Raw genomic sequence first — 10,814 nt, forward strand, 5'->3', positions numbered from 1 at the left:
CCGGTCATCACTGCATGCCCAGAGCCTGCTTGTAGATTTCCAGCACCGCTTCTTCCTCGGCCAGCTGGTCCTTGTCTTTCTTGCGCATGGAAATGATCGACCGCAGCGCCTTGGTGTCATAGCCCCGGCCCTTGGCCTCGGCATAGACTTCCTTGATCTGCTCGGCGATGTCCTTCTTTTCCTGCTCCAGATGCTCGATCCGTTCGACGAACTGGCGCAGTTCGTCGGCGGTCACCTCATACGAGTCTTGTTGGCTCATCTTGCTCTTCCTCTTGCGCGGGATCGCGACCCCGCCCTCCCTAGCGCCCGTGCGGGGGCGGATCAAGCGCAGCGTCAGACGATCTCGGCCATGCGGGCAAAAGGCAGCCGTGGCGCGCGCGGGTTCACCTTTTCCGGCAGGCCATAGCCAAGGTTCATCAGGAAATTCACCTCCCACGGCCGCCCTTGCAGGAAGGCATCGGCCACCTTCGCCTTATCGAAACCCGACATCGGCCCGCAATCCAGCCCCAAAGCCCGCGCCGCCATCAGGAAATAGCCCGCCTGCAATGTGCCGTTGCGCTGCGCACTTTCCCGCGCCGCATCAAGGGACTTGTTGTAGTACCCCTGCACATCGGCCTGCGGCCAAAGCTCGGGCAGGTTGCGCCAGAACTCCAGATCGTAGCACAGGATCGCCGTCGCGGGCGCTGCCATGGTCTTGTCATGGTTGCCCCGGCTCATTGCCGGGGACAACCGGGCCTTGCCCTCGGCTGTAGTGACGAAGATCACCCGCAGCGGTTGCTGGTTGAAGGCGGTCGGCCCCATCTTCGCCAGATCAAGCACCTGTTCCAGCAACTGCGCCGGAACGGGGCGGTCCTGCCAGCCGTGATGGGTCTGCGCTGCGCGGAACAGCAGGTCCAGCCCCGCTTCCGGCAGGTCGGACATGGCCGCCCGCGCCGCCTCGATCCGCTTGACCGTCGACATTTCCGTCATTCCCGCATCTCCCTTAATGCCATTGCAGACTTGCCAGCGCCCTGCCGCTTCGGTTAGGCCGGAACTCGGCCTGCGGCCAGCCTGCACAGATTCCCGCCCCCGGCAAGGGAGCGCAAGGGAACAGCGGGCGCGACAGACGAAGGGGACATCCACGATGCAACTGCTGATCCTGCTGGGAGCCGCCGTATCGCTTGCCGGAATCGGAGGGCTGATCTGGTGCATCCTGCTGGCCGTGAAGGCGCGCAGCACCTCTGCCAATGACGATGAACTGCGGGTCCGGCTTCAGCGGGTGGTGGTGCTGAACATGGGCGCGCTTGGTGTGTCGGCCATCGGGCTGATGATGGTGGTCAGCGGCATCCTGCTGACCTGAGCCTCAGCGGTTGCGGTCAGAGAAGTGACCGCCCCGCGCCCCCAGCTCCGCGATCAGCGGCGCGGGTGACCACAGGTCGGGCCGCTCCTCGGCCCAGCGTTCAAGGTCATGCCGCAGCAGAATCGGCCCGCGCCGGTCAGCCCAGAACATCGGCCCGCCCTGCCAGCGCGCAAATCCGCTGCCCGCCAGCAGAGCGAAATCCACATCCGACGGCCGCGCAACCAGCCCCTCGCCCAGAAGGCGGGCGCCCTCGTTCGCCATGGCGCCCAGTACGCGCCCGGCGAGGCGTGCGGCCGCCGGAGTCGGCGGGGCATTTTCCGGCGCCTCGGGCACAAGTGATTGCAGTCCGTAATCGGCAAGGGCACCGGCCAGCGCCGCCGGTGTTTCGCCCTGCGCCAGCATATAGGCCACCGCCGCGCGCCCTCTGGCCATGACGCGGGCACCAATCCCGCCCGGAGCGGCGCAGCGCAGCGCCTCCATCCCCAGCCCGCGCGCCAGGGCAATGGCCCGTGCCTGCGCCATGCCCGAGGTCTGCGGCCCGGCCACCACCTCGATCAGGCGCCGCCCCGCCGGGCGGAAACCCAGAACATCGGCCAGCCGCGCCCCGCTTTCCGCCACCTCGGCCCGGACGATCAGCGCAAGGGTCGTGCCGGGGGCGGTCGCCTCCATCGCCTCGGCCAGAAACCCCGCCTCGCCCAGCAAAACAAGCTCGCATTCCGCCAGTGCCGCCGCGCCCAGCGCCGGGCTCAGCCGCGCCCATTGCGCATCGCGCACCGCAGGCTGGATCTGCCCTTCCGTCACCTGCCGCTCCTGCGCCGTGGCGATCCGCTCCAGCGCCTCGACCAGAAGCGGGCGATTGGGGTCGACCAGCACGACATCCAGCCCCGCCATCAGGGCAGGCAATGCCAGATCCGCCGTCCGCGCACCGAAAATGCCGATGCGCTGCGGCATCCGGGCCAGTGGTGTGCCCGGCGGCGGCCGTTGCGCCCCACGTTCAGCAAAGAAGGCATGGCGCAGCGCGGCGGATTCGGGGGTCGAGACCAGATCGTCAAAGGCGGCACGTTCGAATGCCTGCCCCATGTCAAAAGGCAAAAGCTGCGCCGCTTCAACACAATCCACGATCCGGGCCGGGGCGGGCAGGCGCCCCCCCTCGACCTGCGTGCGTGCCTGCGCGACCGCCCGGTGATAGGCGATGCCGTCCCGGACGCCCTCGGTCCGGTCCTGGCTGCGCAGCGGCGGCTGCCCGGCCAGCGCCTGCGCCCGCCGCAGGGCCGCAGCTTCCAGACCGTCTTCCACCACCTCGTCCAGAATGCCGAGGGCCAGCGCCTCTGCCGCAGAAACCGGTTTGCCGTCGAGCATCATCCGCAGCGCGTGTTCCGCGCCGATCAGACGTGGCAGCCGTTGCGTGCCACCCGCCCCCGGCAGAATGCCCAGCGTCACCTCGGGGAAGCCGACCCGCGCCGAGGCCAGCGCCACCCGTGAATGCGCGGCCAGCGCGAGTTCCAGCCCCCCCCCGAGCGCCGTGCCATGGATGGCGGCAATCACCGGCTTGGGACAGGCTTCGATCCGGTCACAAAGGTCCGGCAAGGCAGGCTCTGCCGGTGGCAGGCCAAATTCCGTGATATCGGCCCCGACCGGAAAACTGCGCCCCTCGGCCCGCAGGACCAGAGCACTGACATCGGGATTGGCCTCTGCATCGCGTAGCGCCGCAAGGATCGCGCGGCGCAGGCCTGCACCCAGCGCATTGACCGGGGCAGCATCCAGCACCAGAACCGCAACCGAACCCTCAAGCTCCAGCCGCACCGGATGTCCGCTGTCCGTCATACCTGCCCCCTTGCGATTAGGGGCAGTAAGCCCCCAAACGGGGCGTTTGACAATCCCGCCAGCCGCGTTTTGCTGTCAAACCAAGCTGTTGGCCCTGCTTTCGGCATCAGACCGCCCGCGCGGCGGCGGCGCGGCGCGTCAAACCGGCATATTGTCGAAACCGGCCTCTATCTCTTCCTGCTCGGCCGCGCGCTCGGCTGCGGTTTTCGGTGTGATCGGCGCCAGTGGCATCATAGCCGTGGGCAAGACCCCGATCAGCGCCTGCATTTCGGCGAAAAGCCCCATCAGCCCCTGTTCACGGGCGGCCTGCTGCTTGTCAGTCATTGCTTCCTCCCTCGGGTCACACCGCGCATGCGCGGCAGAAAGGCGTGAAGGGCACGACATCCAGCCGCTCCTGCCCGATCTCGGCGCCGCATTTCACGCAATATCCATATTCACCGGCCTCAATGCGGTGCAGCGCGGCCTCGATCATCCGCATTTCCTGCTGACCGGACAGACCGATGCCCTCCAGCACCTCATCCCCTTCCCGCTCGGTCGCCATTTCCTCCCAGTCGCGGGCATCATGGCTGTCGAGTTCAGTTTCGATGGCGGCAAGCCGCGCCTGCAATTGTGCCAGCCGACGTTCAAGCTGGGTCTTCCGGGTGGTGACAGGGATCATGGCAAGGCCTCCTCTTCGCGTAAGGGCAGTTTACGCCGCCAGCGCCCGCGCACCTTGATGCAAGTCAACAGAAATCACATTCAAATCTTGCAATGTATCAGTGCTGCATTATATCCTCCGCACAGACGCAGGAGACAGGCCGATGACCACACCGATGCAGCCGAAGGTGCATGCCTTCTTCGATGAGGCAACCAATACGATCACCTATGTCGTGCAGGAACCCGAGGGGCGGGCCTGTGCCGTGATCGACAGCGTTCTGGACTTCGACTATCCCTCCGGCCGGACCGACACCCGATCGGCGGATGCGGTGATCGCCTTCATCCGGGAACAAGGCCTTGATCTGAAGTGGGTTCTGGAAACCCATGTCCATGCCGACCACCTGTCGGCCGCGCCCTATATCCAGGAAGCTCTGGGCGGCCAGATCGGTATTGGCGACCGTATCACCGTGGTGCAGGAGACCTTTGGCAAGATCTTCAACGAAGGCACGCGCTTCCAGCGTGACGGGTCGCAGTTCGACAGGCTGTTCGTCGAGGGCGATACCTTCATGATCGGCCAGCTGCGCGGCGAAGTGCTGCATACCCCTGGCCATACGCCTGCCTGCCTGACCTATGTGATCGGCGATACGGCTTTTGTCGGCGACACGCTGTTCATGCCCGATTTCGGTACGGCGCGCTGCGATTTTCCCGGCGGATCGGCCGAAACGATGTACGATTCGGTGCAGAAGATTCTGAGCCTGCCGGATGCGACCCGCATTTTCGTCGGGCATGATTACAAGGCCCCCGGACGCGACGTCTATGCCTGGGAAAGCACGGTCGGTGCGCAGAAGGCCCTGAACATCCATGTCGGCGCCGGGAAAAGCCGCGAAGATTTCGTGCGAATGCGCACGACGCGCGATGCGACGCTGGCGATGCCGCGGCTGATCATCCCCTCGCTTCAGGTCAATATGCGGGCGGGCCAGATGCCGGAACCGGAAGACAACGGCGTCAGCTATCTGAAAGTGCCGGTCAACGGGCTTTAACCGGCCAGACCGCCAACTGATCGTTGCATGCAGGGAGTTTCGATGATTCCGACGGATTGGATATGGGGCCTGGTCGGCGGCCTTATGATCGGCAGCGCGGCCGGACTGTATCTGCTGGTGAACGGGCGCATCATGGGGGCGTCGGGCATTCTGGGTGGGCTGGTGGACGGCACCGGCCGCGACAGTATGGTTGAACGGCTGGCCTTCCTGTTCGGCGTGCTGGCCGTGCCGCCGCTGCTGGTGCCACTGTATCGGAGTGTGGACACCCATATTACCAGCAATCCGCTGGTCATCGTTGCGGCGGGCCTTCTGGTCGGCATCGGTACCCGGCTGGCGAATGGCTGCACCTCCGGGCACGGGGTCTGCGGCATCTCGCGTCTGGCGCCGCGCGGGCTGGCAGCGACAGCTTTCTACCTGCTGGGCGGGGCTGTCACCGTCTATCTTTTCCGGCATATTCTGGGGGTGATCTGAATGGCGCGCATTCCCGCGATGCCCGAACCGCGCGAGGTGGTGGCCTTTCTGGCGGGCGGGTTGTTCGGCTCGGGCCTGCTGGTTTCGGGCATGATCGACACGACCAAGGTGCAGGGCTGGCTGGATTTCTTCGGGGACTGGGATCCGACGCTGGCCTTCGTCCTGGGCGGGGCGGTGCTGCCGATGTTCTTCGTCTGGCGCATCGCAGAACGACGGGGCGTCTCGGTCTTCGGCGATCTGATTCCGGCACGCACACCGCCCCGGCTGGACGGGCCTCTGATCTGGGGCTCGCTGCTGTTTGGCGCGGGCTGGGGTCTGGCAGGCCTTTGCCCCGGCCCGGCACTGGCCTCTTTTGCCCTCGGCGGCTGGGGCGGAGCACTCTTCTTTCTGGCGATGGTCTCGGGTATGGTCGTCACGCCTGCCATTCGCGCGTGGCTGTTTCGCCCCGCCGTCACCGACTGAGGACCGACCATGGATATCCGTGCCCTGACTCCGACCTATGCCGTCTCGCCGCAGATCAGCCCCGGCGACCTGCCTGCGATCAAGGCGGCGGGCTATGTGACCGTGGTCGACAACCGCCCCGATGCCGAGATCCCTTCGGACCTGCATACTGACAACATGCGCGCGGCAGCCGAGGCGCTGGGGCTGGAGTTCATCGCAAATCCGGTGATCGGCGGCGCGATCACCGAAGAGAACATCTCGGCCCAGCGTGACGCCATCGATGCGGCCAGGGGCCCGGTCTTTGCCTATTGCGCTTCGGGCAACCGTTCGTCGGTGGTCTGGGCGCTGGCTCATGCCGGGCGTCTGCCCGCAGATGAGCTGATCGGGATTCCCGCACGCTTCGGCTATACGCTGGAATGGCTGCGCCCGACGCTGGAAAACGCCTGAGCCTGCTTTGCCTCGACCGGCGTAAAGACGGTGCAGGTATCGCAGAATCGCAAGAACCCCGATCAGCATGGCTAGCCTGTCCCGGTCAGGGGCAGGATGGATGCTGCGGATTCCTGAGGGAGTGAGGCGGCAAGCGGTGCGGCTCCGCCTTCGCTGAGCGCGGTCAGGCGCACGGCCCGCATACCCCGGTTCTGCCCCAGACGGCCCTGCCCGGCCACCTGGCCATTACCACCCTCCAGACGAATCTGGTCGATCTGTGCGCCGGGCAGAGGCAAAACCCCGCCGGGCGCAAGGCGCAGCACCTCGTTCAGGGGCAGGGTCACCCGGCAAAGGACAGCCTCAACCACCGCTTCGGCTTCGGCCAGACGGTCCGCCAGCGCCGCGGTGAAACCCGGCCCCTCCATCGGGTCGGGCGCGGGCAGCGGCGTCTTGCGCTGCGGGCGACGGCCATGCCCTTCGGCCGGAAGGGCAAGGATCACCCGCCCCTCGCGCCCGGCGGCAAAACGCAGATCACAGGTCAGCACCTTGAACGGCGCATCCTCCAGCATCAGGGCCAGAGGCCGCGGCTCATCCAGATAGGAGGCGTAGCGAAACCCGTCCGTCCAGACCAGATCCTCTTCCGTCAGCAGCGCCTCTTCCAGCGCGGCCAGCGCGGCATCGACCCAGTCCGCCACCATGGCGGCATCGGTCCGTGTCGGGCGGCGCGGCGCAGCCGACTGGGGCGCGACATGCCCCAGCGTCTGCACCTCGATCAGCGCGGCCAGCAGGCCGGAATCCAGCACCATCACCCCTGTGGCCTCGCGCGGGCCTTCCAGAATCGCGATCAGGGCCAGATCAGGCGGCTGCTCCAGCAGTTCCGCCAGAGAGAACCGATGCGCGGCCAGACCCGACACGGTCAGGTCGCAGCCCAGCCTTTCGCGCGCGGCCCGCGCCAGCGCCAGCGGCAGCGCACGTTCCACACCGCCATCGGGCAGCCGCGCCGCCTGCGCCCCTGCCAGTTTGCGCCTGATGACCCCCTGATCCACGGTTGTTCCCCTTGTCTTCCGCCTCTACCCTCTCAGCAGAGGCTTACCAAAGGGTTACGCCGCCTCGGCCAGTGGCGGTTTTTCCAGGCGCAGCGGCATGGAGACACGGAAGGCCGCCCCGCCCTGCCCCGGCAGATAGGTAATGGTGCCGCCCAGATTGGCCATAACCTCGCGGCAGATCGCAAGGCCAAGCCCCGCGCCGCCGGCGCGGGTCTGATCGGTCAGGCGGGCGAATTTCTCGAAGATCAGCGCCTGCTTGTCTTTCGGGATGCCCGAGCCGTTGTCGATGAAATCCACCAGCACCCGCCCGCCGCGCTGGCGCACCACGATCCGCAGTTCAGGGCGCATGGCGTCACAGTATTTGCGGCTGTTAGAGATCAGGTTGATGAACACCTGCGCCAGCCGGTCAGGATCCGTGCGCAGGAATATCGCCTCGGCGGGCAGGTCGCGGTGAATGAGAAAGTCACGCTCGGGCCGGGTCTGGGCGGCGGCGCGCAGCGAACGGTCCAGCAGTTCCGACAGGTTGGCCAGCTTCAGGTCAAGCTGCACGGTGCCGTTTTCCAGCACACTCAGATCCAGCAGGTCATCCAGCAACCGGGTCAGGCGGATCGCCTCTTCATGGATGATGCCCGCATATTTCTCGGACATGCCCTCGGGCATGCCGCCTTCCATCATGATTTCGGAAAATGCCCGGATCGAGGTCATCGGCGTGCGGAGTTCATGGCTGATCTGACTGAGGAAAGCATCTTTCTGCACGGAAAGCTGGGTCAGCTTCTCGTTCGCCTCGCGCAATTGCCGGGCAGTGCGTTCCAGTTCGGCGCGCTGCGATTCCAGCTGACTGGAATATTCCATGATCTGCGCGGTTTCATCGGCCACCCGCATCAGATCATCCACTGTCACCCGCGCCCGCCCCGCGAGTTCGGAAATCATCGCATGGGCTGCCGCCGCACCGACGGACCCCGCCAGTTGCCGCTCCAGCGCGGCCAGAAAGGCGGGCGAAGGGTCGGGCAGATAACCGGCCTTGCCCTGCGCGCGGGCCTGTTCCTCGAAGAAAGTCAGTGCGGGTTCGTCGCCCAGAATGCGCTGCGCCATGATCAGCAGCGATTCCGGCTCGGCCAGACCATCGCCCCATCCGCGCAGTTCCGCCCGTTCGGTGTCAAAGACATAGACGAAGGCCAGACCCTGCGCCCGCTCGATGGGGGTCGGGAAGCTGAGCAGTGAGCCGATGGTGAAGGCGGCAGTGTTAAAGGACAGGCTCCAGAACAGGGCATGGATCAGCGGGTCCATGCCCTCCACCCCGAACAGCGCGCGGGGGCGCAGCCAGCCGATACCGAACGGACCATTGAGAAACACATCCAGCGGCAGGATGGCGCCGGGGCCGAAGCTGGGCAGGAACAGCGTGTAGGCCCAGACCACGAAGCCGATCAGCAGCCCCGCCGCCGCCCCGATCCGCGTGGCGCCCCGCCAGAAGATGCCGCCCAGCATGGCAGGCAGCATCTGCGCCACGCCAACGAAGGAAATCAGCCCGATGGCGGCCAGGGCAGCAGACCCGCCGGACAGCGCGAAATACAGATAGCCCAGCCCCAGCACAGCCGCGATGGACAGCCGCCGCGACATCAGCACCAGCCGCCGCACATCGCCGGAGACGGATTTCGCAGGCCGCAGCCGCAGCCAGAGCGGCATGACGATATGGTTCGACACCATGGTCGCCAGCGCGATGGAAGCGACGATCACCATGGAGGTGGCCGAGGAAAATCCGCCAAGGAAGGCCAGCATGGCAAGCCCGCCCTGCCCCTGGCTCAGCGGCACGGTCAGCACGAAAAGATCGGGATTCGCCCCCACCGGCAGCAGACCGAGGCCCACCACCGCGATCGGCACGACAAACAGGCTCATCGCCAGCAGATACAGCGGGAAGGCCCAGCTTGCGGTGCCAAGGAACCGCTCGTCACTGTTTTCGACCACCAGCACCTGAAACATGCGCGGCAGGGTAATGACGGCGGCGGCCGACAGGAAGGTCAGCCCTGCCCAGCGCGAGGGCACCAGATCCCAGTCGGCAATGGCCGAGGCATTGATGCGGGCGGCGATATCCACCGGCCCGTCCGCCACGACCCAGACGACGAAAATGCCCACCGTCACCAGCGCCACCAGCTTCACCACCGCCTCGACCGCGATGGCGGCCACGACGCCGGTATGCTGTTCATTGGCATCAAGGTTGCGGGTGCCGAACAGGATGGTGAACAGCGCAAGCCCCCCCGCGACCCACAGCGCTGTGGAATTGGTGTCGGGGATCATCCAGGCATAGGTGCCAGGCTGCGCGAAGACACCGAAGCTGAGCGTCACCGATTGCAGTTGCAGTGCGATATAGGGCGTGGCCGCGACCACGCAGATCATGGTGACGATCACCCCGAGCGCGTTCGACTTGCCATAACGGCTGGAGATCATGTCGGCGATGGAGGTCACGCGCTCGGTCCGGCCGATGCGCACCAGCTTGCGCAGCACCCACCACCAGCCGACGAAGACCAGCGTCGGGCCAAGGTAGATCGTCAGATACTCCAGCCCCGACCGCGCCGCATAGCCGACGGCGCCATAAAAGGTCCAGGCCGTACAGTAGATGCTGAGCGACAGCGTGTAGACCAGCGGAGACCGCAGCCAGCGGGCGCGGCCCCGCTCGGCCCGCCGTTCGGCCAGAAAAGCCACAAGAAACAGGAAGATCACATAGGTGAGGCAGGCCAGGACCAGCAGGTTGAAGGGCATCAGCCGCGCCCCTCGCCGCCTTCGGTGCCCGGCTCTTCCTCCTGCGCGCCAAGGCCGCGCGCCATCAGCGCCGCCACCACGATCAGCCCGAACCAGACGACAAACAGATAGGCGCCGTCCACCGCCGTATCCCGCGCCTCGGTCTCTGCCGGAGCCCAGAGGATCGGCAGCAGGAACAGGAAGGCCCCGGCCACCGGCAGCAGCCGGGCCGCATCGCGCATCCGCCGCAGGCGATAGCTGCGCCGAGCCAGAAAGACCGGGCCGCGCGGTCTCATGCCACGCCCAGCAGGGACCGGGCCGCCGCCACGAATTCGGTATTGGAGAAAGGTTTCGCCATGAACAGGCTGGCCCCCGCGCGCTCGGCCGCCTCGCGGTCGCGGCCCTGCCCCTTGGCGGTCAGCATCATCACCGGCAGTTCCGCCGTTGCCGGATCGGCGCGCAGGGACTGAAGGATTTCCAGCCCTGACCGGCCCGGCAGCATGAGATCGAGGATCACCAGATCCGGTCTGCGGGCGCGCACCTCAGCCTCGGCCACGCCACCGTCTCCCAGGGTCGTTACCTGCCAGCCCTCGCGGTTCAGCAGGAAGCGGATCGCCTCGGCGATATTCGGCTCGTCCTCGATCAGCATGGCGTGATGAGTCACGGCACCTCCCCTGGTCGCGCTGGCGCCTCCCCGCGCCTGCCCCGACTATCGGCGGAAATCCCCGCCGTGTCAAAAGCCGCGACGGGGAAGCGGCTATGACTTTGGCATCGGTCAGCCGCGCAGGCCGGTCACTTCGCTGACGATGGGCGCCTCGCGCCGGGCCGGGCAGCCGGGCTCGGGGCAGATGCGGCAGG

At 66.5% G+C, this 10,814-nt stretch carries 14 protein-coding genes; 5 read left to right on the forward strand and 9 right to left on the reverse strand.

Translation table 11 applies throughout. The features are described from left to right. Positions 1-7: 7 nt before the first annotated feature. Positions 8-259: a DUF2312 domain-containing protein gene (locus AO684_RS13435; protein ID WP_054303252.1), complete on the reverse strand. Its 252-nt coding sequence runs from the start codon at positions 257-259 to the stop codon at positions 8-10. A 74-nt stretch (positions 260-333) separates the two neighbouring features. Further along, the gene (locus tag AO684_RS13440) at positions 334-969 is read right to left on the reverse strand and encodes a malonic semialdehyde reductase (protein WP_235451286.1); all 636 of its coding nucleotides are present in this window, start codon (positions 967-969) and stop codon (positions 334-336) included. Positions 970-1,123: 154 nt separating this feature from the next. On the opposite strand from AO684_RS13440, the gene AO684_RS13445 reads away from it, so the two are divergent. Beyond that, entirely contained in the window at positions 1,124-1,339 is a 216-nt protein-coding gene (locus AO684_RS13445) for a hypothetical protein (protein ID WP_054303253.1), read from the forward strand. Between the two features lie 3 nt (positions 1,340-1,342). Here the strand turns inward: AO684_RS13445 and AO684_RS13450 are convergent, their stop codons facing one another. From AO684_RS13450 to AO684_RS13460, 3 genes are all read right to left on the reverse strand, one after another. After that, complete coding sequence (locus AO684_RS13450) at positions 1,343-3,163, reverse strand: enoyl-CoA hydratase-related protein (protein WP_054303254.1); 1,821 nt, start codon at positions 3,161-3,163, stop codon at positions 1,343-1,345. Positions 3,164-3,301: 138 nt separating this feature from the next. Beyond that, the gene (locus tag AO684_RS13455; protein ID WP_054303255.1) at positions 3,302-3,487 is read right to left on the reverse strand and encodes a hypothetical protein; all 186 of its coding nucleotides are present in this window, start codon (positions 3,485-3,487) and stop codon (positions 3,302-3,304) included. Positions 3,488-3,503: 16 nt separating this feature from the next. Further along, positions 3,504-3,821 (reverse strand): TraR/DksA family transcriptional regulator, encoded by a 318-nt coding sequence (locus AO684_RS13460; protein WP_054303256.1) that lies wholly within the window; start codon positions 3,819-3,821, stop codon positions 3,504-3,506. Positions 3,822-3,975: 154 nt separating this feature from the next. Here AO684_RS13460 and AO684_RS13465 point away from each other — a divergent pair, with 154 nt between their 5' ends. Genes AO684_RS13465 through AO684_RS13480 form a run of 4 tightly spaced genes read left to right on the forward strand, consistent with a single transcriptional unit; the run spans position 3,976 to position 6,198 of the window. Continuing rightward, the gene (locus AO684_RS13465) at positions 3,976-4,839 is read left to right on the forward strand and encodes an MBL fold metallo-hydrolase (RefSeq protein ID WP_054303274.1); all 864 of its coding nucleotides are present in this window, start codon (positions 3,976-3,978) and stop codon (positions 4,837-4,839) included. A 45-nt stretch (positions 4,840-4,884) separates the two neighbouring features. Then, the gene (locus tag AO684_RS13470) at positions 4,885-5,310 is read left to right on the forward strand and encodes a YeeE/YedE family protein (RefSeq protein ID WP_152968428.1); all 426 of its coding nucleotides are present in this window, start codon (positions 4,885-4,887) and stop codon (positions 5,308-5,310) included. Beyond that, positions 5,311-5,772 (forward strand): DUF6691 family protein, encoded by a 462-nt coding sequence (locus tag AO684_RS13475; protein ID WP_229825181.1) that lies wholly within the window; start codon positions 5,311-5,313, stop codon positions 5,770-5,772. Positions 5,773-5,781: 9 nt separating this feature from the next. Next, positions 5,782-6,198, forward strand: coding sequence for a TIGR01244 family sulfur transferase (locus tag AO684_RS13480; protein ID WP_054303258.1), 417 nt, complete (start codon positions 5,782-5,784; stop codon positions 6,196-6,198). Positions 6,199-6,269: 71 nt separating this feature from the next. Here AO684_RS13480 and AO684_RS13485 read toward each other — a convergent pair whose 3' ends face one another. The 4 genes from AO684_RS13485 to AO684_RS13500 are packed head-to-tail and all read right to left on the reverse strand — an operon-like array spanning position 6,270 to position 10,620. After that, positions 6,270-7,223 carry a FliM/FliN family flagellar motor C-terminal domain-containing protein gene (locus AO684_RS13485; protein WP_054303259.1) on the reverse strand — a complete coding sequence of 318 codons (954 nt, stop codon included), beginning with the start codon at positions 7,221-7,223 and terminating at the stop codon, positions 6,270-6,272. Between the two features lie 54 nt (positions 7,224-7,277). Beyond that, entirely contained in the window at positions 7,278-9,977 is a 2,700-nt protein-coding gene (locus tag AO684_RS13490; protein ID WP_054303260.1) for a sensor histidine kinase, read from the reverse strand. Then, positions 9,977-10,252 carry a hypothetical protein gene (locus tag AO684_RS13495; RefSeq protein WP_054303261.1) on the reverse strand — a complete coding sequence of 92 codons (276 nt, stop codon included), beginning with the start codon at positions 10,250-10,252 and terminating at the stop codon, positions 9,977-9,979. The genes AO684_RS13490 and AO684_RS13495 overlap by 1 nt, the downstream gene beginning before the upstream one ends. Then, entirely contained in the window at positions 10,249-10,620 is a 372-nt protein-coding gene (locus AO684_RS13500; RefSeq protein ID WP_108130296.1) for a response regulator transcription factor, read from the reverse strand. The genes AO684_RS13495 and AO684_RS13500 overlap by 4 nt, the downstream gene beginning before the upstream one ends. Positions 10,621-10,814 lie beyond the last annotated feature (194 nt).

Origin of the sequence: Gemmobacter sp. LW-1 (genome assembly GCF_001303875.1) — a bacterium.
GTDB classification, from domain to species: Bacteria; Pseudomonadota; Alphaproteobacteria; order Rhodobacterales; family Rhodobacteraceae; genus Gemmobacter; species Gemmobacter caeni.

Excerpts from the sequence above, each read along its gene's own strand:
- AO684_RS13435 (WP_054303252.1), bottom strand. The coding sequence starts at position 259 with ATGAGCCAACAAGACTCGTATGAGGTGACCGCCGACGAACTGCGCCAG.
- AO684_RS13440 (WP_235451286.1), bottom strand. The coding sequence starts at position 969 with ATGACGGAAATGTCGACGGTCAAGCGGATCGAGGCGGCGCGGGCGGCC.
- AO684_RS13445 (WP_054303253.1), top strand. The coding sequence starts at position 1,124 with ATGCAACTGCTGATCCTGCTGGGAGCCGCCGTATCGCTTGCCGGAATC.
- AO684_RS13450 (WP_054303254.1), bottom strand. The coding sequence starts at position 3,163 with ATGACGGACAGCGGACATCCGGTGCGGCTGGAGCTTGAGGGTTCGGTT.
- AO684_RS13455 (WP_054303255.1), bottom strand. The coding sequence starts at position 3,487 with ATGACTGACAAGCAGCAGGCCGCCCGTGAACAGGGGCTGATGGGGCTT.
- AO684_RS13460 (WP_054303256.1), bottom strand. The coding sequence starts at position 3,821 with ATGATCCCTGTCACCACCCGGAAGACCCAGCTTGAACGTCGGCTGGCA.
- AO684_RS13465 (WP_054303274.1), top strand. The coding sequence starts at position 3,976 with ATGCAGCCGAAGGTGCATGCCTTCTTCGATGAGGCAACCAATACGATC.
- AO684_RS13475 (WP_229825181.1), top strand. The coding sequence starts at position 5,311 with ATGGCGCGCATTCCCGCGATGCCCGAACCGCGCGAGGTGGTGGCCTTT.
- AO684_RS13480 (WP_054303258.1), top strand. The coding sequence starts at position 5,782 with ATGGATATCCGTGCCCTGACTCCGACCTATGCCGTCTCGCCGCAGATC.
- AO684_RS13490 (WP_054303260.1), bottom strand. The coding sequence starts at position 9,977 with ATGCCCTTCAACCTGCTGGTCCTGGCCTGCCTCACCTATGTGATCTTC.
- AO684_RS13495 (WP_054303261.1), bottom strand. The coding sequence starts at position 10,252 with ATGAGACCGCGCGGCCCGGTCTTTCTGGCTCGGCGCAGCTATCGCCTG.